General features: G+C 35.1%; 15 protein-coding genes and 2 tRNA genes. 8 read left to right on the top strand and 9 right to left on the bottom strand.

Translation table 11 applies throughout. The annotated features are described in order from the left end of the window. Positions 1–165 precede the first annotated feature (165 nt). Positions 166–2,127 carry a transglycosylase domain-containing protein gene (locus FDM27_RS04415; protein ID WP_140485350.1) on the bottom strand — a complete coding sequence of 654 codons (1,962 nt, stop codon included), beginning with the start codon at positions 2,125–2,127 and terminating at the stop codon, positions 166–168. A 276-nt stretch (positions 2,128–2,403) separates the two neighbouring features. Here FDM27_RS04415 and FDM27_RS04420 point away from each other — a divergent pair, with 276 nt between their 5' ends. From FDM27_RS04420 to FDM27_RS04440, 5 genes are all read left to right on the top strand, one after another. Beyond that, positions 2,404–2,979: a porin family protein gene (locus FDM27_RS04420; RefSeq protein ID WP_071184293.1), complete on the top strand. Its 576-nt coding sequence runs from the start codon at positions 2,404–2,406 to the stop codon at positions 2,977–2,979. Between the two features lie 123 nt (positions 2,980–3,102). Continuing rightward, positions 3,103–3,732 carry an MCP four helix bundle domain-containing protein gene (locus FDM27_RS04425; RefSeq protein ID WP_140485351.1) on the top strand — a complete coding sequence of 210 codons (630 nt, stop codon included), beginning with the start codon at positions 3,103–3,105 and terminating at the stop codon, positions 3,730–3,732. A gap of 154 nt (positions 3,733–3,886) precedes the next feature. Next, positions 3,887–5,509, top strand: a complete 1,623-nt coding sequence (locus FDM27_RS04430) for a S8 family peptidase (RefSeq protein WP_140485352.1) — start codon at positions 3,887–3,889, stop codon at positions 5,507–5,509. A 53-nt stretch (positions 5,510–5,562) separates the two neighbouring features. Then, entirely contained in the window at positions 5,563–7,437 is a 1,875-nt protein-coding gene (locus tag FDM27_RS04435; RefSeq protein ID WP_140485353.1) for a M1 family metallopeptidase, read from the top strand. 88 nt (positions 7,438–7,525) lie between these two features. Beyond that, positions 7,526–8,143 carry a hypothetical protein gene (locus FDM27_RS04440; RefSeq protein ID WP_140485354.1) on the top strand — a complete coding sequence of 206 codons (618 nt, stop codon included), beginning with the start codon at positions 7,526–7,528 and terminating at the stop codon, positions 8,141–8,143. A gap of 42 nt (positions 8,144–8,185) precedes the next feature. Here FDM27_RS04440 and FDM27_RS04445 read toward each other — a convergent pair whose 3' ends face one another. The 3 genes from FDM27_RS04445 to FDM27_RS04455 all read right to left on the bottom strand — a co-directional run bounded on the left by FDM27_RS04445 (position 8,186) and on the right by FDM27_RS04455 (position 11,881). Beyond that, a complete protein-coding gene (locus FDM27_RS04445) occupies positions 8,186–9,400 on the bottom strand; it encodes an MFS transporter (RefSeq protein WP_071184298.1) in 1,215 nt (404 codons plus the stop codon). A 244-nt stretch (positions 9,401–9,644) separates the two neighbouring features. Beyond that, the gene (locus tag FDM27_RS04450; RefSeq protein ID WP_140485355.1) at positions 9,645–10,688 is read right to left on the bottom strand and encodes a Gfo/Idh/MocA family oxidoreductase; all 1,044 of its coding nucleotides are present in this window, start codon (positions 10,686–10,688) and stop codon (positions 9,645–9,647) included. Between the two features lie 125 nt (positions 10,689–10,813). Further along, positions 10,814–11,881: an NADH:flavin oxidoreductase/NADH oxidase gene (locus tag FDM27_RS04455; RefSeq protein ID WP_140485356.1), complete on the bottom strand. Its 1,068-nt coding sequence runs from the start codon at positions 11,879–11,881 to the stop codon at positions 10,814–10,816. Positions 11,882–12,034: 153 nt separating this feature from the next. On the opposite strand from FDM27_RS04455, the gene rseP reads away from it, so the two are divergent. The 3 genes from rseP (at position 12,035) to FDM27_RS04470 (ending at position 14,000) form a co-directional block, all read left to right on the top strand. Then, positions 12,035–13,378, top strand: coding sequence for an RIP metalloprotease RseP (gene rseP, locus FDM27_RS04460; protein ID WP_140485357.1), 1,344 nt, complete (start codon positions 12,035–12,037; stop codon positions 13,376–13,378). 134 nt (positions 13,379–13,512) lie between these two features. Continuing rightward, positions 13,513–13,586, top strand: a tRNA-Asn gene (locus tag FDM27_RS04465). Between the two features lie 340 nt (positions 13,587–13,926). Further along, positions 13,927–14,000: transfer RNA gene (locus FDM27_RS04470), tRNA-Asn, on the top strand. 591 nt (positions 14,001–14,591) lie between these two features. Here the strand turns inward: FDM27_RS04470 and FDM27_RS04475 are convergent. The 5 genes from FDM27_RS04475 to FDM27_RS04495 all read right to left on the bottom strand — a co-directional run bounded on the left by FDM27_RS04475 (position 14,592) and on the right by FDM27_RS04495 (position 20,512). Continuing rightward, complete coding sequence (locus tag FDM27_RS04475) at positions 14,592–15,419, bottom strand: ATP-binding protein (RefSeq protein ID WP_140485358.1); 828 nt, start codon at positions 15,417–15,419, stop codon at positions 14,592–14,594. 76 nt (positions 15,420–15,495) lie between these two features. Next, the gene (locus FDM27_RS04480) at positions 15,496–16,494 is read right to left on the bottom strand and encodes a hypothetical protein (protein ID WP_140485359.1); all 999 of its coding nucleotides are present in this window, start codon (positions 16,492–16,494) and stop codon (positions 15,496–15,498) included. A 64-nt stretch (positions 16,495–16,558) separates the two neighbouring features. After that, positions 16,559–16,990, bottom strand: coding sequence for a response regulator (locus tag FDM27_RS04485; protein ID WP_140485360.1), 432 nt, complete (start codon positions 16,988–16,990; stop codon positions 16,559–16,561). Between the two features lie 6 nt (positions 16,991–16,996). Beyond that, the gene (locus FDM27_RS04490; RefSeq protein WP_181161632.1) at positions 16,997–18,271 is read right to left on the bottom strand and encodes an ATP-binding protein; all 1,275 of its coding nucleotides are present in this window, start codon (positions 18,269–18,271) and stop codon (positions 16,997–16,999) included. A 345-nt stretch (positions 18,272–18,616) separates the two neighbouring features. Next, entirely contained in the window at positions 18,617–20,512 is a 1,896-nt protein-coding gene (locus tag FDM27_RS04495; protein WP_255510474.1) for a glycoside hydrolase family 97 protein, read from the bottom strand. Positions 20,513–20,634: the final 122 nt, after the last annotated feature.

The raw sequence follows: 20,634 nt of genomic DNA on the forward strand, positions 1-20,634 counted from the left end.
GCAAAGAGAGCAAAGTTTTTTCGCAAAGAACACAAAGGAAAATTCAAAAAAATTACCGCAGATTCGCAGATTATAGATTGTAATCTGCGGTAATTTTTTTTAATTATTTATATTAAAAAATCTTAGTGTCCTTCGTGCCTTCTTAGTGGGCTTTGTGGTTAAATTTTAAAATTCAAATTCCTCTTTTACCGCTAAAGAATCCACTGCTGTTGTATCTTTTACTTTTATACGGAGTAATGATTTTGCGGGACCTGTTAAAATGGTAGCCTGACTTTTAAAAATAGTGTCGTCGATAGTCAACAATCCTCTTCGAATCATCAAATCCGTTAAAAAAGAAACTTGTTTTACCGCCGATTCTCTTAGATTGCCTTCGTCGTTAAACTGATACATGAATTTTTTTGGACTTGGAATAATTCGGGCAAGATAGAGGCATTCGTTAAAAGTCAAATCGGCTGGAGTTTTCTGGAAATAAAACTGTGCCGCTTCACCAATTCCATATACATTTGGTCCCCATTCGATGATATTAAAATACACTTCAAGCATGCGTTCTTTGCTCACAATCCGATTGTTTTCTAATATATAAACCAGTAGAATTTCTTCCAGTTTTCTGGATAAAGTTTTTTCTCTGGTCAAAAAAACGTTTTTGATTAACTGCATACTGATGGTACTGGCACCCCGGGCAAATTTTCGGGTTCTAATATTTTTAACAATCGACTGTTTGAAAGCTTCGTTAATAAAACCATGATGCGAAAAGAACGAAGGATCTTCGGTGGTCAGGACACATTTTTGCAAATAAGGCGAAATTTGATCCAGCGGAGTATAATTCACATTAGCCGTACCCACTAAAACCGGACGCTGCATAACGCCATTAATGATGGCACGATAAATAAACTCACTATTGAGTTTTGTTAAATTTGCCTCGCCATACTTGGTAATCTTTAGATTTTCTTTCTTTAAATTACTGTTGAAAACCAAATCGTTTGCTTTGTTTTTATTGTATTTAAAATCCAAATTATAATCAAAAGTTCCTTTAGCTTCCATACCTTGAAAATTAGTAAACAATCCATCAGGAAGCGAAGTGATAAAATCCTGTGCTTTCATCTTTGGAATGTTGACTTTAAGTCTATAAATGGTATCTTCTTCGGTTTCGTAAGCCAGGTAGGGGTGCAATTTTATTTTGTTAAATTGTACTGTCGAGCTGCTGTCAACTGAAACGAAATCAGAGCCTAAAAGCAGGCGGTAATCAAAACGGGCGTTTTTAATCAGTACATCTTTTCGGGCAATTTTAGCATGATTGATTTTCAAATTGGCAATAGAAGTAAAACCGTCAATATGCAATTCACCGCCACTTTTGTCAATGTTTTCAATATTGAGTCGAATGGAATCAAAACTGGAAATCAAATTGTAACGTTCATCAAAATAAGGAACTTTGATAGCTCCTGTATCGATATTAAAAAAGCGAATGTCAGCCTTTTTATTTCTAGGGTCGGCAAAACCTTTTATTTTCCAGCGTTGGGCAAAAGTATTGGTTTTTACATGAATCGAAGTTTCGAGTTCTTTATTTGCCAATACTAATTTTTTGATGTCAATTGTGGCTCTTTTTCCGTTATCATCGAGTTTGAATTTCAGGTTTTCGACTTCCATATCAGTCGGAATTAAATGGAGTACCTTCGAGATAATCCGGTAGGCAAAAGCGGCATAATCTCTCTTATCGCTGCTTTGTTCTTCGTCTTTATTTCTTTTTAAAAAAGCGGCAAAATTTTTGACTTTCCCTTTTTTTGTTAGCTGAACATAGCCGTTTTTAATTTCTAAAGTTCCTAATTGAACGTCGCCAACAAATAAACGCCAGATATTGACCGAAGTTCTCATTCTTTGGATATTGAACAGGGTGTCAGCATTTTTTGGAACTAAAGTAATATCGGTTAGATTGATGCCCGAAAGTCCTTCGAAAGCAGCTTTTTTTACGACAAAATGGCTATTGTAATCTACTTCCATCTTGTTTGCCGTTTTAGTGATAATTTGCTGCAAAAGCATTTCTCTGAAGCTAAAAAGTCCAATAATTGTAATGAATAGAAAAGCAACAAGAATTTTGGCAACTAAGATTATTTTTTGTCTTCGGGTTTTCATGAATTAGGACACATTTTGGCAACAGGCTAAAATAATAACTTTTTTTATTGGATTCAGAAACTTAACTTAAACTTTAGGAAATACTTTGTTTTTAAGACATTTTTAAAAGCAAAATATTTTCAGTTTTTTTTAGTTTTCAACTATTTTGTATACTCTTTTTTGGATAAAAGACTGCAAGTCAGCAAGCTATGAAACTATGTTAAAACCCTTGAAAACACTGGAGTTTACGAGTGTTTTTATCTAAATTTGCACACTCAAAAAAAAATAAAAATAAACATGAAAAAAGTTATTTTATCGGTAGTAGCCGTTTTAGCATTTGCATTTACTAATGCTCAAGAAACTAAAGAAACTGTAAAATTAGGAGTTAAAGCCGGAGCTAATTACGATTGGTTATCAACAGGTGCTGCATCAGTTTATGATTTACGTCCGGAAGTAGGATACCATGCAGGTTTAGTTGCTGAATTCAAATTTTGTGATGCGTTTTCTATCCAGCCTGAAGCTTTGTATTCATTCTCTAAATACAGTTTTGACGGAAACGGAAACACAAGTGGCAACGAAATAGAAATTAGCGAAATAGCTGTACCGGTTATTGCTAAATTTTACCTTGTTAAAGGTTTGTCTTTAGAATTAGGACCTCAGGCTAGTGTAATTGTAAAAACAAAATTAACTGGTGAAGATGCTGAAGCTAATTTTAGAAAATACAATATTGCTGCTGCTACAGGTTTAGCTTATGATTTTAACATGGGTGCTTTTATCCAAGCAAGATACACTTATAATTTCTTGGATTTACAACATGGTGCAAACGGAAACAACCGTTTTGGAATCCAGGCTTCTGTAGGTTACAAATTCTAATATTTTTTAGAAATACTTATCAAAAACCACGCAAATCGCGTGGTTTTTTTATGCCTAGTTACAGCTAAGCATTTCGAAATCAAAAACAAAGACTTATCTTTCGTAACTAAATTAAAATGATCCATGAAAGATCTCAATCGCATTAATAGAAATACAAAAGCAGCGGCAGTACTGATTTTTGTGACCATTTTGCTTTTAATAAGCAATTATTTCATGGGTTTGAATTCCAAAAAAACCAATGAAACAATTAAGGCAATTTACAATGATCGTTTAATGGTTAGCCACTATGTTTTTCAATACACTCATACTATTTATCAAATTAAAGAAACTGCCAACAGCCTGAAAATAATCGATTTTGAAAAACAACAATTTATCCTAAGCCATTTAAACACAATTCACCAAATTGATAAAAAATACCTGAAAACAATTTTGACTCCGGACGAGAAAAAACAATTCCGGATTTTTCAAAATCAATGTATGGCTATACAAACCCAAAATAAAGATAAAAACTGGCAAAAAATAAGCCTGTTAAGTGAACAAAGCTTGGGCAGTTTAGCAATTTTAGCCCGAATTCAGGTTGACGAAGGCAAAACAGCACTGATAATAGCTAATGCCTTGCATGATGGCAATCAGTTTTTTGCTCAATTTGAGATTGCTTTGTATGTTATTTTGGCTTGTCTTTCGGCTTATTTATTAGTGTTGAAAAAAATGAAAGTCAAAATAAAAATCCCCGAAAACCCCAGCATGAACTAAAACCAGGCTCAATTATCAAAATACATTCAAACCAAAACTTCTAAATATGTTTTCTAGCTACAATTATATCTTAATCTAGTGTTAATCCCGGTATTTTTCGAATAGAAAAATTATTTTTAATCTATATTTGAAATGGACTAAAAATGTAAATTGTATGAATACTATAAAACCCATCTTTCTTTCTCTATTGTCTGCCTTGGTTTTAGCAGGATGTGGAGCCCAAAAACTACCTAATTACAAATCATTTACCCCAATAACCGAAATTGGGAATATTGCTAAAAAGAAACCCTTAACCGAAACCGAATTAAAGCGTTGGAATCATTATGACATTATAAAAGATACCGTACCGGGTATGAGTGTGGACAGGGCTTATGCTGAATTATTACAAAAAAGAAAAGCCAAAAAAGTCATTGTTGGTATTGTCGATTCAGGAGTAGATATTGAACACGAAGATTTAAAATCAATCATTTGGACAAATCCAAAAGAGATTCCGGGAAATGGTATTGACGACGACAAAAACGGCTATGTTGATGACATTCACGGATGGAATTTTCTGGGCGATATTACTAAGGAAAATTTAGAATACGAAAGAATTGTCAAAGACAAAAGCATTGCTGACGAAGTCACTTATCAGGCAGCCAAAAAATTTAACGACAAGGTTGTTGCCGAAGCTCCATTGTACAAAAAACACTATGCTAAGTTGCTGAATGACATGCAGGAAGCCGATAAAGTTATTAGTCAACAACTGGCTAAAAGTGTTTATACAGCAGCAGACTTAGACGCAATAGTATCGGAAGATGAATTGGTTCAAAAAAGCAAAATGGTCATGAAACAAATGTTTTCTTATGGCATGAGCATAAAAGGTTTAGAAGAAACCTTTATAAAAGAAATCGAGAAAAACGAATCCATTATAAACGGTGACAATCTAAAACCGGATTACCGAAAAGTACTTGGCGATAATCCTAACGATATTAGCAATACCGCTTATGGCAACAACAATGTGATAGGCCCTGATAAGGACGAAGCACTTCATGGAACTCACGTTGCCGGGATTGTAGCTCAAGTAAGAAACAACAATATAGGAGGAGACGGAATTGCCGATAATGTAGCCATTCTTACCGCACGCGCTGTTCCTGATGGAGATGAATACGACAAAGACATTGCCCTGGCCATTCGCTATGCTGTAGATAATGGTGCAAAAGTAATCAACGGAAGTTTCGGGAAAGCCTTTTCTCCGCATAAAAACTGGGTTTTTGACGCCATAAAATACGCCGCCGAAAAAGATGTACTCATTGTTCATGCCGCAGGAAATGACGCTAAAAACATTGATTACTTTGACAATTTCCCTAATGATTCTGAGGATAGAAAAACCGAGTTTTCCGATAATCTAATCACTGTAGGTGCTTTGAATTTTGAATATGGATCTAACATTGTAGCCGGTTTTTCGAACATTGGAAAAATCAATGTGGATGTTTTTGCACCGGGAGTAAAAATTTATGCTTCTATCCCTGATAATGAATATAAATTTTTAAAAGGAACATCAATGGCTGCGCCTAATGTAGCCGGAGTTGCAGCATTAATCCGTTCGTATTATCCTAAATTAAAAGCGGCTCAGGTAAAACAGATTTTGATGGAATCAGGAGTGGCAATCAATAAAGAAGTAGTTGTAGGAGGAAATGCCAAAGATATTCGTCCGTTTAATGAATTATCCAAAACAGGAAAAATAGTAAATGCCTACAATGCCATTTTGATGGCTAATGCAATATCAAAAAAATAATATTAATCTAATGGAAGAACGGCAACATTCTTCCATTTTTTTATTAGATACAAATGAAAAAGATTCTTTTAACAGTCTGTATTGTATGGAATAGCTTTTCTCTTTTTGCCCAAAACACCGCATATTGGCAACAAAAAGCAGATTATAAAATGGACGTATTTATGGATACGGAGCGTTTTCAATACAAAGGAAAACAAGAATTAATTTATACCAATAATTCTCAGGATACTTTGAAAAAAGTATATTATCATTTGTACAACAATGCTTTTCAACCGGGAAGCGAAATGGACTTCAGAGCCCAAAACATCAAAGATCCCGATGCCCGAATGGTTACAAAAACCAAGGTGGATGGCACAGAAGTAAAACAAAGTCGGATTAAAAATTTAAAACCCGATGAAATTGGTTATTTAAACATTAGCAATTTCAAACAGGATGGTGTTGCAGCCAAAACAAAAACAACAGGAACAATTTTAGAAGTTTTTTTGGCAAAGCCAATTCTGCCTCATTCTACAACTACTTTTACACTGGATTTTGACGGACAGCTTCCGGTTCAAATTCGCCGTTCAGGCAGGAATAATTCCGAAGGAGTAGCCCTTTCCATGTCGCAATGGTATCCTAAAATAGCCGAATTTGATTTCGAAGGCTGGCATGCTGATCCTTATATCGCAAGAGAATTTTACGGAGTTTGGGGCAACTTTGATGTAACAATTACCATCGACAAAAACTATGTTTTAGGAGGCACAGGCTATTTGCAAAATCCTAACGAAATAGGTCATGGTTATCAGGAAACCGGAGTTGAAGTAAAACATCCAAAGAAAACTAAAAATCTAAGCTGGCATTTTGTAGCTCCCATGGTGCATGATTTCACCTGGGCTGCCGATAAAGAATACCTGCATGATGTGGTAAAAGGACCAAATGATGTCGATTTGCATTTTTTATATAAAAACAACCCTAAAATAATCGAAAACTGGAAGAATGTCCAGCCTTTGATGGTTAAAGTAATGGATTTGTACAATAAACACATTGGCAATTATCCATACAAACAATACTCTTTTATTCAGGGTGGCGATGGCGGAATGGAATATGCCATGTGTACTTTGATTTTAGGAAACGGAACGCTGGAAGGGATTTTTGGAACTGCCACTCATGAACTGGGACACTCCTGGTTTCAGCATGTTTTAGCCTCTAATGAATCCAAACACGCCTGGATGGACGAGGGTTTTACCACTTATGTACAGAATTTGGTAACTAATGAAATGACGGCAAAAAAAGTACAAAATCCTTTTAAACAAAATTATGTTCTTTATACTGATTTAGTAAACTCAGGCAAGGAACAGCCACAAACCACACATAGTGACCGATATGATGAGAACAGACCTTACAGTATTTCGTCTTATATCAAAGGAAGTGTTTTCCTGTCGCAGTTGGGTTATTTAATAGGTCCGGATAAATTAGCCGAAACCATCAAACGATTTTATCAGGATTTTAAATTCAAGCATCCTACACCTAATGATATTAAACGCACTGCCGAAAGAGTTTCGGGGGCAGCACTCGACTGGTATTTAACCGACTGGACGCAAACCACTAATACCATTGATTACGGAATTACAGCCGTTACAGAAAACGACAAAAATACGGTTGTCAATTTAGAACGAATAGGCAGAATGCCAATGCCTATCGACTTGCAGGTAGAATATGTAGATGGAACAGTGGAAAGTTTTTACATTCCGTTGCGTATGATGTACTTTGAAAAAGGAAATCCTAATCCAGCCATCAAAAGAACGGTTTTAGGAGACTGGGCTTGGGCAAATCCTAAATATAAATTTAGTATTGAAAAACCGAAAAGCACTATCAAAAAAATCACCATTGACCCAAGCGGCTTAATGGCTGATGTGAAAATGACTAATAATGTTTTTGAGGTGAAATAAATTCAAACTTAACAATATGTTTTTTTGACGAACTGAAATTTAAAACTTTTAAAATCCGTAACTTAGTATTCCGCTAAACAACGTGGTTATGAAAGCATTATTGTACTTTATCCTAATCCTGACACTGCAATCCTGCGCTACAAAAAAGTATATCAAGACACAACTACTGCCTGAAGGAATTAAATCGGCAACCGAAGAAACATATAAAGTGGTCGATAATGAGCAACACCTTTTGCAAAAAAAAGAAATGATTTTTACCGCAAATGGTCGTGTAAAACATTCTAAAACAATGGATGCCAACGGTAATCTAATACAGGAAACCAAAAAGAAATTATGGTTTATTGTAGAATTATATCCCGGTAAGGAAACCTATTATTGTAAAACACGATGGAAACCGGGGCAACGCGAACGCATTAGCTGCTACACCCGAAAACAGTACAAGGAAAACGAAAGTATTTATCATTACAATGCCGATGGAACTATCGATAAGATTGTAGATAATTTTTCAACTTTTTACACCCAATATTTTTATTACAGCAATAATGAACTTTCCAGAATTGTTGTTAAAGACAAAAACAACCAACTTATTGACGAAATTTTGGTACGTTGTGAAAGCAAAGATGAAAAAGGAGCCTGCTTAAAAGAAACCCGAATTTCAATTATAACAAAAAATAAAGAAGTAAGACAGCTCTCTGCAAATTATTAATACCACCAAGCATTTTTCAGTACATTACCAAAAAAATAAAAACTACTGAATCACTTTAATTCTTGGCACTAATAAAGCAATTAGAATTCCAAATACTCCGATAAAAGCAAATGAAAATCGGAGTCCAAATAATTCGGCTATGTAACCAATTACGGGCGGCCCCATCAAAAACCCAAGAAAACTAACACTGGATACAGCTGTCAAAGCTTCGCCGGGAGGAATGGTTGGGTGTTTTCCGGCAATGCTGTAAAGCGTAGGCACAATAGTCGAAACCCCAAGTCCTACCAACATAAAACCGATGGTTGAAGGAATTAAAAACGGCAAAAATACCGCTGTAAAAAGTCCTGTAGAGATTAAAATTCCTCCTGTTTGTAATACTGTTTTTCTACCAAATTTATTAATCATTCCATCACCCAGAAAACGTCCGGTAGCCATCATAATCATAAAAGAGGTATAACCCAAAATAATTAATGGTCCCGGCGCCTGAACAATATCTTTAAAATACAATCCGCTCCAATCGAACATAATGCCTTCACTGGCCATGGATCCAAAACCAATTATTCCCAGCCAAATTAAAGCCGAATCAGGTTTTGAAAATAGTTTTTTCTTCTCCGGGGCTTTTCGTTTTTCTTTGGCTTTGACCAAAAATTTATAATTGAAAATAATAAGTAATGCCGTGATGATTCCCACAACAATAAAATGATGGTAAGGAGTTAAATTCAAAGCCAACATTCCCAGTCCAACCAATGCTCCTGTAAAACCGGCAAAACTCCACACACCGTGAAAAGAAGCCATAATAGTTCGCTTAAAAAGTTGTTCGGTATAAACGCCCTGAGTATTTACGGCAATATTGTTCATGTTCCCAAATATCCCAAACACATACAGTCCTAAAGCCAATTGCCAGGCAGTAGTTGCCAAACCTAAATTAGTCAAACAAAAAGCATACATACTCAAAGACAATACCACTAGGCGATGACTACCAAAACGAGTAACTAATTTTCCTGAAAATGCCATCATAGTCAACTGCCCCACAGGCAAGGCAAAAAGAATAGACCCCAAATCGGCATCACTAAGTTGCAGTGCGACTCTGATATCCGGAATTCTACTCGCCCAGGTTGCAAAACACAATCCCATTCCGAAATAAAAAGACGAAACAGCAATACGCACTCTGTTTAAATAAGAAAGTTTAGCATTTCTAAAACTCTTCTTAATCTTTCCTTGTGCTCTAAAGCTTCCTATAAAATTTAATCGTAACAAAGGCTTTGTGTTTTAGGGTTTGCTGCTGCAAAAATACAAAAAGCAATCCTGACAGCCTGCTAATTTGGCTAAAGCAGCCAATAATACATCGTTATCGTTTATAAGTTTATAGAATAAGGCTTTATAATGGAACACAGATAAAACGGATTTTGACAGATTCGCACAGATTTAATTAAAACAAAAACCGCAGATTCGCAGATTTATTTAATCTGTGAATCTGCGGTTAATATTATACACAAAAAAACTACAAATCGACCACTCTTTTCTCTTTATTACTTAAAATAGCGGCTTCAATAATTTGCATCACTTTTGCCCCGTCTTCAGCGGTTACAGGCTCGGCTATATCATTGACAATAGCATTGTAAACCCCTTCAAAAAAATCATAATAATTCCCCTGAAGCGTTGGGATTTTTCCGTGCATTATTTTGCCGCCAATTTCAGTGTGTAAAAAACCTTCTTTTTCCAGCGGTTCCGTTCCCCAGGAATCCAGATTGGGTTTCTTCATTACCTTCAAATCGTCTTCCTGTACATCGCCGCGTGGTTTTAAAAACGAACCTTTTTTTCCATGAATCACATAAGCCGGATTAGGTTCGCGTACAAAGAAACTCGCTTTCAAACGCACTCTGAAATCAGGATAATACAACAAAACATCTACCCAGTCATCCACCACTGAATTCTCACGCGTAGTTCTGATATCGGCAAAAACAGCTTTTGGAAAACCAAACAAATACAAGGCCTGATCAATTAAATGTGGTCCTAAATCTTTCAGAATTCCCGAACCTGAATTCACGGTTTCCTTATGTTGTTTCGGACTTAAAAGCGGATTGTAACGGTCAAAATGGAATTCGGCTTCTACAATTTCGCCCAAAGCACCGTCTGATAAAATTTGGCGTACCGTTTTCAAATCGCTGTCCCATCTCCTGTTTTGGAAAACAGCTAATTTCAGTCCTTTTTCTTTCGCTAAAGCAGCTAATTCCTCGGCTTCGGCAACGGTGGTGGTAAATGCTTTTTCTACAATGGCATGTTTTCCGGCTTCCAAAACTCTTTTGGCATATTCAAAATGTGTGTCGATTGGTGTATTGACAACCACTAAATCAATTGTATCGTTAGCTAAAATTTCCTCCAAAGAAGCGTAACTCTTCACTTGAGGATAATCTTCCTGGATTAATTTTTTACTTCTTTCCCAGGAACCTAATAATTCAAAACCGGGATGCAATTCTAAAAAGGGTGCCTGGAATACTTTCCCCGACATTCCATAAGCAAGTAAGGCTGCTTTTATTGTTTTCATATTTTTATTTTTTGTCAAACATTAAAAATTATTTTTCCTTCACCATTAAGAGATTAAGTAAATTAAGCTTTGACTCTAATGAAACTTAATTTCTTAATGGTTTATTTATCATTGTTACTATTAAATTATCTTGGTTTTGCTCTTTCGTATTGTGAAGGCCAAGCGACATCTGTTGCTAATGCTTTCGCAAAATTTAATCCTAAATTAGGATCGCGCAATGATGCTCGGGCAAACAAAACCAAATCGGCTTTTTCGCTCGTCAGTATTTCTTCGGCATGGCTGGCTTCGGTAATTAAACCAACGGCTCCCGTTAAGATTCCTGTTTCTTTTTTAATTTTTTCGGCAAAAGGGACTTGGTAACCCGCCTCCAATGGAATTTTTTGGTGCGAAACCAATCCACCTGAAGAAACATCAATCAAATCGACTCCTTTTTCCTTTAGAATTTTCGAAAATTCGATAGATTCTTCAACATTCCAGCCACCTTCAGCCCAGTCTGTAGCTGAAATTCGAACAAACAAAGGCAAATTCGCAGGCCATTCGGTTTGTACTGCCTCAAGAACTTCTATCGTAAAACGGATTCGGTTTTCAAAACTTCCGCCATATTCATCTGTTCTGGTATTCGATAAAGGCGATAAAAATTGATGATTCAAATACCCATGAGCGGCATGAATTTCGAGCACTTCATAACCCGCCTGAACCGCTCTCTTGGTTGCTGCTTTAAAATCGGAAATTAATTTTTGGATTCCGTTTTTGTCTAAAGCCATTGGTTTTTCATCGTCATGATAGCCTATTGCTGATGGCGCTACCGTTTGCCATCCGCCTTGTGAGGCATCCAGTTTTTTATTGCCTTTCCAGGGCGACGAAACACTCGCTTTTCGTCCGGCATGCGCCAACTGGATTCCGGGAACAGCATTTTGACTTTTGATAAAAGCAGTGATGGCTTTCAGCTTTTCAATATGTTCGTCTTTCCAAATCCCTAAATCTTCAGGCGAAATTCTACCTTCGGGAGCTACCGCAGTTGCTTCCTGAATAATCAATCCCGCTCCACCGCTGGCGCGACTTCCTAAATGTACCAAATGCCAATCGTTAGCAAAACCGCCTTCTGACGAATATTGGCACATTGGAGAAATCACAATTCGGTTTTTAAGGGTACAATCTTTAATTTTTATAGGAGAAAATAATGGAGATGCCATAGTATTTATTTTTTAGAGAAACGTAAAGTTACACTTCACAAAGCAAAATGAAAATTATTAACAAACATTTATTACCCAAGCTAATGGTAAATCTTTGCAACTAAAACAGAAAATGTTACTTTAGCCGAAAATAAAAGAATAGAAAATTAAAAAATGGAAATAATTATCAAGCTTTCTCAATTTTTATTGAGTTTATCATTACTAATTATACTGCACGAACTAGGACATTTTATTCCTGCTAAATTATTCAAAACCAGAGTCGAAAAATTCTATTTGTTTTTTGATGTAAAATATTCGCTGCTAAAAAAGAAAATCGGTGAAACTGAATATGGAATTGGCTGGCTGCCCCTAGGCGGTTATGTGAAAATTTCGGGCATGATCGACGAGAGTATGGACAAAGAGCAAATGGCCTTGCCACCACAACCTTGGGAATTTAGAACTAAACCAGCTTGGCAACGTTTGATCATTATGTTGGGCGGAGTTACAGTGAACTTTATCTTAGCTTTCATTATTTACATTGGGATGGCTTTTGTTTATGGCGATACTTATATTGCTAATTCTGACATGAAAGATGGTATTTGGATTGAAAATCCTGTAATGCTTAAAGCAGGATTTAAAACGGGAGACAAAATAATTTCAATTGATGGTCAAAAAATTGAAAATTTTGACAATGATATTCCAATGAATATTATCATGTCAAAAGAAATTTTGATTGAAAGAAACGGAAAACAGCTTTCTGTTAAAATCCCTACTGATGTTATTGATCAATTGTCAAAATACGAAAAAAGTGCACTTATTCTTCCCAGAGTACCTTTTGTAGTAGCAGCAATTACAGAAGAATCTCCTAACAAAAATTTGAAAACAAAAGATTTATTTGTTTCTATTAATGGAGAAAAAGTAAAATATTTTGATCAGGCGAGAACTATTTTAGAGAAGAATAAAAATAAAACAATTAACGTTGTTGTTTTACGCAATTTTAAAGAAACACCTATTACAGTTAAAGTTTCTGCAGAAGGGAAATTAGGTGTGCAACCAGGAGATTTAGATTTAAAAACATTAGAAAAATTAGGATACTATAAAATCAGTACTAAAGAATATAGTTTTGCAGAATCTATTCCTGTTGGGCTTCAAAAAGGTAAAGACAAATTAGTAAATTACGGAAGACAATTGAAAATGATCTTTAACCCTGAAACAAAAGCCTACAAACAAGTGGGTGGATTTGCCGCTATTTATAATATTTTTCCAAATACTTGGAGCTGGGAAGCATTCTGGAACATTACTGCTATATTATCAATTATGCTTGGGGTAATGAACTTATTGCCTATTCCGGCATTAGATGGTGGTCATGTAATGTTTTTATTATACGAAATAGTTTCAGGTAAAAAACCAAGTGATAAATTCCTGGAGAATGCTCAAATGGTTGGTTTTGTATTACTTATCACACTATTAGTATTTGCCAACGGAAACGACATTTACAAGGCTGTTATTGGGAAGTAAAAAATTTGAAAAAAATCTCATTTTTTGTTTGCCACATTCGAAAAACATCTTATATTTGCATCCGCTAAGAACAAGCTAACACAGCTTAACAATAGCACCTAAAAACGTTCCTTACGCATATTAAATATACAGTTTCCTCCTTAGCTCAGTTGGTTAGAGCATCTGACTGTTAATCAGAGGGTCCTTGGTTCGAGCCCAAGAGGGGGAGCTTTTTTTAGAAAAGACTATCAGAAATGATGGTCTTTTTTTTTTGCTCTAAACTTTACCAACTTGACTCAAATCTACATCAAAAAAGATGTCATCCTGAGCCTGTCGAAGGATAATCTTTTTTAACCAAAAAACTTCGACAAGCTCAGCCTGACAATAACTTTAACCCATCAAAGCATAAAAGCTTTTTTACTCAAAATTTTCCAAATCTTATCACGAATTAACAACTCTTTTATTTGCTACATTCAAAAAACCTACTATATTTGCATCCGCTAAGAACAAGCTAACACAGCTTAACAATAGCACCTAAAACGTTCCTTACGCATATTAAATATACAGTTTCCTCCTTAGCTCAGTTGGTTAGAGCATCTGACTGTTAATCAGAGGGTCCTTGGTTCGAGCCCAAGAGGGGGAGCTTTTTTTTTAGAAAAGACTATCAGAAATGATGGTCTTTTTTTTGTTTAAAACCTAACCTTATTCAGCTTGGTTCGAGTCCGCCGCGGCGGAGGAGCTTTTTTTTTAGAAAAGACTATCAGAAATGATGGTCTTTTTTTTGTTTAAAACCTAACCTTATTCAGCTTGGTTCGAGTCCGCCGCGGCGGAGGAGCTTTTTTTTAGAAAAGACTATCAGAAATGTAAGCCTTTTTTTTGTTTAAAACCTAACCTTATTCAGCTTGGTTCGAGTCCGCCGCGGCGGAGGAGCTTTTTTTAGAAAAGACTATCAGAAATGATGGTCTTTTTTTTTGTTTAAAACCTAACCTTATTCAGCTTAGTTCGAGTCCGCCGCGGCGGAGAAGCTTTTTTTAAAGAAATCCAGTTTATTCATTTAGACTGGATTTTTTGTTTTAAAAATATTTCGAACCCAGTTCGAGTCCGCCACGGCGGAGGAGCTTTTTTTTAGAAAAGACTATCAGAAATGATGGTCTTTTTTTTGCTCTAAACTTTTATACCAAAAAGCCTTCACATCACTGCAAAGGCTTTTCTATTTTACATTCTTTAAAAAAATTTAATCTGCCAGCAACTTATAAGCAATTACACTGTTATGGTTAAAAGTTGGGATGTACAATATATTTTCTTTTGGATTATAACCCAAATCAGCGGTGTTCATTTGCCCTTGTACATCCTGTAGTTTACTTATTTCACCATTGGCTTTCACATAATAAATCAAGCCAGCCCAACAACTAACTATAAAATCTCCGTTTTTAAGCTGTTCCACACCATCTCCCGGCTTTTCAAAACCTTTGGCAACAATGGTTCTATTTTTATTTTTATCAATTTTTAGAAGTTCTGTATTAGCTAAAACATACAGGTTTTTATTAATCCATTTTAAACCATTGGCATTGGTTACATTTTCTAAATAAAGTTCGCTTTGTCCATTTTTGATACGATGGATTTTATTGGTACGCGTATCAGATACATAAACAACTCCTTTGTCATCTACCGTTACATCGTTCAGAAAAACAGCATTTTCAATTGCTACTTTATCAATAATTTTTCCCGTCAAAATATCAATACTTACCACAGCATCGATATCTGCCACAAAAAGCGTGTTCTTAAAACGTACCAAACCTTTAGGCGCGTTTAAGCCTTCAATCCAGTTTGCATTTTTCACACTACCATCTGTATCAAGAACAGCAATACCTCCTTTTCCATCTTTTACGTTCCCGGCACCATCAATCAGACTTACATATAGTTTTTTGTCAGCTGCGCTGTAAAGTACTGATTCCGGTACCCGAAGATTTTTGCTTTCCCAAATCGGTTTTGAAAGCTGTTGGGCTTTTGTGGTAAAACTTAGTATTATAAAAGCGGATAAACTTAGAAACTTGTATTTCATACTATATTAGCTGTTTCGTTATACATAAATGACTTATCACAAAAGTAAAATTATTAGCAATAAATTTAAAAATCATCTATTTTAATTCGGTCACCTGAACGGTTGCGCCATTCTGATGATCAATTTTCATAAGGAATTCGGAAGTTGCATTAGAAGCTAAAGCACCTCCTATGATACCAAAAAAGGCACTGGCTAATACTACATCACCTGTTTTTGCTGTTACTTTTGCCCTTCCTTTAAAGTAGAAGTCATCATCTTTAAATTCAACAGGAACAAACAAATTCTTCTGAATCAAGTAAATTTTACCTTGATCAATTAAGCAATAAATAAAATCAGTATCCACTTTAAACGCAACTCCATCTGAAACTCCTTCAAGCTTAGTAATAACATTCTTTTTATTTCTGGTTACTTTATACTCTCTCGAGCTCGGAATCTGATTCTTAAAACTTTCGAAATCTTTATAAATTCCATCTACATATATATTTGTATTATATACTGGAGTTTTTCGTTTTTCGATATTGCTAATATTTTTTATTTCATCAAAAGTATAAGCCTCTCCTATTTTGAACGACATTAAATTACCTTCAATAAATTGTATCAACTTTTCAGAACCGTTTCTAATATTTTTTTTAGTAACATCCATTGCGTTAACTTCAAAAACACGATCTATAAAATCAATTTTTTCATATCCCGATTCTTTTTTAACAAACAAATCAGCCTTTAAGTAACAATATCCGGTTTCAGAAAATGCTTCTGTTATTTCTGTAAATTTATAATCTCTTAAATTCAATACCAATTCCCCTTCTTTTGCATCACTTTGGATTAAAGCCTTAAAAACATTTTCAATTTGATGATTCAATGGTACTTTTGCTTTTAAAAAAGCTTTCCTGTTAAAAGCTCCTTTTTGGATTACTCCAACATTTGTAGTATCTAATCTTGAATCCAATACAATAATTTTGTTAAAATTACTTTTCAAACCTCTATTTTGAATCTGTATTTCGAAATCCTCAACCAAATTTTGTGAAAACAAATTAATTGAACCTAATAATAGTAGAATTGGGAATAATTTTTTCATGTTTATTTTTTTATATAAAAGTAATTTTACAACTAAAATCCTGACCAAAAATAAAATAATATTTCTAAAAACACTCCGGAAAATGGGTTTTAATAATATCGGCAAAGGCTTCATGCGATAGTGGTTTGTTTTTAAAATCGGAAACTTCGGAGATTCCTTCAGCTCTGGTTTTATCATCAGGATTCAGCGAAGTGGTGAGCATGACGATAATGATTTTTCCTTTCTGATGTTCTTCTAATGCGTGATAAGCTTCCAGAAATTCCCAACCATCCATAACCGGCATATTAATATCGAGTAAGGTTAACATTGGTTGCGGAAACACATTTCCCGCTGCTTCATACTTTCCTTTATTAGTAATAAAATCAAGAGCTTCCCTGCCATTTAATACGGTTTGAATTCGTTCGGCTATACCCGATTTTTTTATAATCATCTCGTTAATAAAATTAGTCCCTTTATCATCGTCAACCAATAATACGCAATTGAGTTTCTTTTTCATAGCTCTTTAAAATTTTGGAATTGTAAATTTAAATGTACTTCCTTCGCCCAACTTTGAATCAACCCAAATAGTCCCACAATGCAAATCCATTATTTTTTTACAATGCGCCAAACCAATACCTGTCCCATCATATTCATCCCGATCATGCAATCTTTTGAAAATCACAAAAAGTTTATTCATGTCTTTTGGGTCAATACCTATGGAATTATCCTGAACCGAAAAAAGCCAATCGTTTTCCTGCTCCTGAGCAAAAATTTGGATTTCGGACAAAACCTCTTTTTTTCTGAATTTGATAGCATTACTGATAAGATTTTGAAAAAGCTGTCTCAATTCGGTTGAATAAGCTTTTATCTGAGGTAAATCACCCACGGTTATTTTGGCTTTACTTTCTGTAATCGTCAGGGTTATATCCGAAAGTACCTCATCTACAATTTGGCTACAATTAACCTCAACCAATTCTTTTTTTCGACCAATTCTGGAATAATCCAATAATCCTTTGACCAATGCCTGCATGCGTCTGGAAGACTGGGATATGAAATCAATATAGAGATTGCCGTTTCCGTCTAATGTTCCTGCAAATTCTTTTTGGAGTAATTCGGTAAAACTTACCAATGAACGCAAAGGTTCCTGTAAATCATGAGAAGTGATATAGGTAAATTGTTCCAGTTCCTTATTTTGTTCTTTTAATTTTCTGTTTTGTTCCGCAAGCAGAGCTTCTCTTTTTAACAAAGTTTCTGTTCGTTCTCTTACCTTTTGTTCCAATTCTAAATTCATTTTTTGAATTTCTCTGGAACGTTTGATAATTTCAACTTCCATTTCATCTACTTTTTGCTGCAAATCTTTGGTCTGATTTCTTGATTTTAATTGTTCGCCTTTTAAAATCATAAATTCAGTTACATCTTCCACACGATGCACAATACAATCCATCTCATTTTCAGAATTCAATATCGGGATGTTCACCGGACTCCAATAACGCTTTTCAAAAATTCCGTCAGGGCCTTGCACATCATAACGCTGCACCGCCATTACATGTCGTTTTTTTTCTTTCAATACCGAATGAAGCGATTGCGATAAATTAGACACACCATCGGCCGACTTGTCATTAGGATTATCAGGGAAAACTTCGAATAAATTCCGACCAATCATTTCCTCCCTTTTTTTCATTGTTGCCTTTTCATAGGAGTCATTCAAGTCTAAAATGGTAAAATCAGTCGATAAAATTAAAAACAAGCTCGGAGCTGATAAAAATACTTTCTGGAAATCAACGGCGTGTGTTTTCATAACCATTATTATTAATGCTTCTTGTTTTACAATAGTAGGTTATGAATAAAAACTTCCGAAAAAAGTCCTTATTCTTTTTAATTTAAAAACAATTCTTACTTACACTTTTACATTTCGATTTTTAAATATCGAAATACAAAAGCAAAAAAAGAACTGTAGCTTCTGTTAAGTTTTGGGGCACTTGAGAAGTCTCCCGCTAATATAAAGAATATTTTTGTAAATAACGCATTACTTTTTTGAAATTATAAACAGCCTTTGGTGTTCCTAAACAAAAAAGGTTGTAAGAATGCAACTTACATCGCATTCTTACAACCCTAAATTATGTTCTGAAAAAAAAGCTAATTACTAATTCACCAAAACCACAGCTCCGTTGCAAGGAATTGTCAGTTCGATTTCCTGATTCTTTTTTAGTTTTGTGGTGCTTAATTTTCCGTTTAATTGTGCATCATCGCTGTAATATTTCAATTCAGTTCCCGCAGCAATCATTGGCAATTTTACCTTAATTTTTAGTGTTTCTTTCTGAGCATTGATTCCTGCCACATACCATTTATCTCCATGACGACGGGCTAATACAGCGTATTTTCCAGGATAACCATCAATAAATTTAACTTCATCCCAGGTGGTAGGCACTGTTTTCATAAAATTGATTGCCCATTGCGGAGCATCGGTTAAATTGTTTGGTGCCAAAGCAAAATGCTGAACTCCACTTTGAAACAAAACGGCAGTAGCCAAAGCATAAACATCAGAAGTTAGTCGTTTAGAACCTTTATCTGGCGTGTTTTTATCGTTGTAAAATTTGTTCAAAGCACTTCCTCCAAAATCCATGCTTCCTACTGTATTACGGATAAAACAGTGTAAAGTAGCACTAAAAGCCTCTAAATTATTGCTTTCCTGAGTAAAGAAAAGATTCTCACTTGCCAGTACCGCTTCGCTGGAAGCATAATTAGGAAACATTCTTTCCCATCCTCGTGGCAAAGTCGTTCCGTGAAAAATAACCATAATTCCGTAATCATTAGCATCGAATAAAATATCTTCATATAACTTCATGGTTTCTTGTTTGTCACCTCCAAAAAAGTCCACTTTGATACCTTTAATACCAATACTTTTCATCCAAGCCATTTCTTTACGTCGGACAATACTATTATCCATTTTTCCTCTAGGCGTTTGAGGCGCATCATTCCAATATCCATTAGAATTGTACCATAAATACAAACCAACACCTTTACTGGCACCATATTTTGCTAAAGCTTCTACCTTGTCTCGCCCTACCTGAGTATCCCAAAGTGCATCAACTAAAAGTGTTTCATAACCCAAGTCGGCACTAAAATCAATATATCGCAGTTGTTCATCATAATTCATACTTTTCTCCATACCAATAATCCAGCTCCAGGTTCCCTTAGTATATTGGTATTTTTGAGAAGCTTCGTAACGAGGTTTTACTACATCAAAAGGAACTGTCGTAGTCACAATAGGTTCTAGAGTTTCGCCAACAGTGATTGTTCTCCAAGGTGTTTCGCCAGGAAGTCTAATCCCGGGAGTTGATGAACCAACGCCATTGTTTTCGCCTTGCATAGGAAAACCAATAGTGTATAAACCTTTTTCATGACCGATTAATCTACTGGCGCAATAATAACTGTCAACGCCTGTTTCTGAAATCAAGACCCAGCCATTATTTTTAAGCTTGAAAAGACAAGGAAAAGTATAACCTTCTCCTTTTCCGTTTTCACCTACGGGCGCATCAACAACATACGGAATTTCGTAACTAGGCATCGTTCTCTCCCAACCTACCATAGCTTTACTTTGTGCTGAAAGAAACGAAGTAGTTCCCGCAGGGAATAAAAATCCAGATGCTTCTTCCTGAACCACTGCAGCAACCGTTGATTTTTGCGGATATACTTTATACTTAAAAGCCACATCATTATTACTCACTCTAAAAATAATATCAATCACTGCTTTATTGTCTTTTGAAAACGAAAATACAGTTTCATTAGCTACATAATGAACTTTACTTTGCTTAATATTAGGCAATTCATAAGTTTCATCAATTTTGTTTTGAACTTGATTAGCTTTTAATTCTAAGCCTGTGCTAAAATCTCCTATATTGGTTTTTAATCCAATAGGTGAAGGTTCTAAAAACAATTTTCCGTTGTATGAAACACTATAAGTAGGTGTTCCATTATCTACAGCCAGATTTACAGTAAGTTTTCCGTCGGGGCTTGTTACAACAGTTTGTGCTTGCATATTGGTTACAAAAAAACTAACAAGCAAAAAATAATACATTGATTTAAGAGAAATAAATCGAGGAGATTTAAAAATTGAAAAGGTCATTTCTTAGTTTATGATTAGGTTAGAAAACCAAAAAT

The organism is Flavobacterium sp. GSA192, assembly GCF_006386525.1.
In the GTDB taxonomy this organism is placed as follows: Bacteria; Bacteroidota; Bacteroidia; order Flavobacteriales; family Flavobacteriaceae; genus Flavobacterium; species Flavobacterium commune.

Excerpts from the sequence above, each read along its gene's own strand:
- rseP (WP_140485357.1), top strand. The coding sequence starts at position 12,035 with ATGGAAATAATTATCAAGCTTTCTCAATTTTTATTGAGTTTATCATTA.
- FDM27_RS04440 (WP_140485354.1), top strand. The coding sequence starts at position 7,526 with ATGAAAGCATTATTGTACTTTATCCTAATCCTGACACTGCAATCCTGC.
- FDM27_RS04490 (WP_181161632.1), bottom strand. The coding sequence starts at position 18,271 with ATGAAAACACACGCCGTTGATTTCCAGAAAGTATTTTTATCAGCTCCG.
- FDM27_RS04455 (WP_140485356.1), bottom strand. The coding sequence starts at position 11,881 with ATGGCATCTCCATTATTTTCTCCTATAAAAATTAAAGATTGTACCCTT.
- FDM27_RS04430 (WP_140485352.1), top strand. The coding sequence starts at position 3,887 with ATGAATACTATAAAACCCATCTTTCTTTCTCTATTGTCTGCCTTGGTT.
- FDM27_RS04450 (WP_140485355.1), bottom strand. The coding sequence starts at position 10,688 with ATGAAAACAATAAAAGCAGCCTTACTTGCTTATGGAATGTCGGGGAAA.
- FDM27_RS04435 (WP_140485353.1), top strand. The coding sequence starts at position 5,563 with ATGAAAAAGATTCTTTTAACAGTCTGTATTGTATGGAATAGCTTTTCT.
- FDM27_RS04415 (WP_140485350.1), bottom strand. The coding sequence starts at position 2,127 with ATGAAAACCCGAAGACAAAAAATAATCTTAGTTGCCAAAATTCTTGTT.
- FDM27_RS04420 (WP_071184293.1), top strand. The coding sequence starts at position 2,404 with ATGAAAAAAGTTATTTTATCGGTAGTAGCCGTTTTAGCATTTGCATTT.
- FDM27_RS04425 (WP_140485351.1), top strand. The coding sequence starts at position 3,103 with ATGAAAGATCTCAATCGCATTAATAGAAATACAAAAGCAGCGGCAGTA.
- FDM27_RS04480 (WP_140485359.1), bottom strand. The coding sequence starts at position 16,494 with ATGAAAAAATTATTCCCAATTCTACTATTATTAGGTTCAATTAATTTG.
- FDM27_RS04475 (WP_140485358.1), bottom strand. The coding sequence starts at position 15,419 with ATGAAATACAAGTTTCTAAGTTTATCCGCTTTTATAATACTAAGTTTT.
- FDM27_RS04495 (WP_255510474.1), bottom strand. The coding sequence starts at position 20,512 with ATGCAAGCACAAACTGTTGTAACAAGCCCCGACGGAAAACTTACTGTA.
- FDM27_RS04485 (WP_140485360.1), bottom strand. The coding sequence starts at position 16,990 with ATGAAAAAGAAACTCAATTGCGTATTATTGGTTGACGATGATAAAGGG.